At 37.1% G+C, this 267-nt stretch carries 1 protein-coding gene; it reads left to right on the top strand.

Annotated features, from left to right (window positions below):
- Window positions 1–2: 2 nt before the first annotated feature.
- A partial coding sequence (locus AOA60_RS03925; RefSeq protein WP_218240550.1) for an LLM class flavin-dependent oxidoreductase occupies window positions 3–267 on the top strand: 265 nt, incomplete at its 3' end.

Consider the following 267-nt stretch of genomic DNA (forward strand, 5'->3'; position numbering starts at 1 on the left):
ATATTCCTGTATCTGTGTTAAACCTAGCACCAATTAGGAAAGGACAAGATACAAAAGATGCTATAAACGCAATGGTTGATCTCGCTCAAACTACTGAGCAACTTGGCTATACTCGTTATTGGATAGCAGAACACCATAATACTTCTACATTAGTAAGTTCTGCTACATCCATATTAATAAAACATACGTTAGAACATACAAATCATATCAGGGTAGGTTCTGGAGGAATTATGCTACCGAACCATTCTCCTCTAGTTGTTGCAGAAC

The organism is Pseudomonas sp. 2822-17, assembly GCF_002742485.1.
GTDB lineage: Bacteria > Pseudomonadota > Gammaproteobacteria > Pseudomonadales > Pseudomonadaceae > Aquipseudomonas > Aquipseudomonas cyclaminis.